This is a genomic window from Allobacillus salarius (assembly GCF_007559425.1).
Classification (GTDB): domain Bacteria; phylum Bacillota; class Bacilli; order Bacillales; family Alkalibacillaceae; genus Allobacillus; species Allobacillus salarius.
The window spans coordinates 1-1,327 of sequence record NZ_VMHE01000070.1 but is presented as its reverse complement, the minus strand read 5'-3'; the positions used below and the strand labels follow the sequence as shown (position 1 = coordinate 1,327).

At 38.1% G+C, this 1,327-nt stretch carries 1 pseudogene; it reads left to right on the top strand.

Annotated features, from left to right (window positions below):
• Positions 1-1,327: pseudogene (locus tag FPQ13_RS13070) on the top strand (hypothetical protein); the annotation flags it as partial.

Sequence of the window (1,327 nt, the reverse complement as noted above, 5' to 3'; positions counted from 1 at the left end):
GTAGATGTCGATACTAACGGTTTAAAGAAAGCTTATGCCTACATAATAAAAGTAAACGACAATTTCCAAAGACAAATGGGGAATTTAGCTAATATGTTTCGCGTGTTCGGCACTGTAGGTTCTAATATGGTTGGTGGATTACTTACATCATCTTTTAGTATCTTAATACCTGTAATAGCGAGCGTAGTACCTGTAGTATTTGCGCTATTAAACGCTATCAAAGTGTTAACTGGCGGTGTACTTGCTTTAGGTGGTGCTGTAGCAATAGCTGGTGCTGGCTTTGTAGCATTTGGCGCAATGGCTATCAGCGCTATAAAGATGCTTAGTGACGGCACTTTACAAGCTAGCTCAGCAACAAACGAATACAAAAAAGCTTTAGATGGCGTAAAGTCAGCATGGACTGATATTATAAAGCAAAATCAATCCGCTATCTTCACAACTCTTGCAAATGGTTTAAATACTGTTAAAACAGCAATGCAGAGCTTACAACCGTTTTTTAGTGGTATTTCAAGAGGAATGGAAGAGGCGTCTCAAAGTGTACTTAAATGGGCTCAAAATAGCGGTGTAGCATCAAGGTTCTTCAACATGATGAATACAACTGGTGTTTCGGTATTTAACAAGCTATTAAGTGCTGCAGGAGGTTTCGGTGACGGATTAGTCAATGTGTTCACACAATTAGCACCACTGTTTCAATGGTCGGCTGATTGGTTGGATAGATTAGGTCAATCATTCTCTAATTGGGCTAATAGTGCAGCTGGAGAAAATTCGATAACTCGTTTTATTGAATACACAAAAACAAACTTACCTATCATTGGTAATATTTTTAAAAATGTTTTCGTTGGAATTAACAATTTGATGAATGCATTCAGTGGATCATCAACTGGCATATTCCAATCTCTTGAACAAATGACAGCTAAGTTTAGGGAATGGTCTGAACAAGTAGGACAATCTCAAGGGTTTAAAGATTTTGTCAGCTATATACAAACTAATGGACCACTAATAATGCAATTAATTGGGAACATTGCAAGAGGATTAGTTGCATTCGCAACAGCGATGGCTCCTATAGCTAGTGCAGTATTACGCGTTGCAGTAGCAATAACTGGTTGGATAGCTAACTTGTTTGAGGCGCATCCAGCTACAGCACAATTAGTTGGCGTCATTATAACTTTAGTTGGTGCATTTAGATTTTTAATTGCTCCAATATTAGCGGTAATGGATTTTCTGGGGCCATTAGCAGCAAGATTAGTCGCATTAGTAACTAAGTTTGGTTGGGCTAAAACAGGAACTTTAGTATTAAGTAAGGCAATGACATCATTAAAAGGTCCAA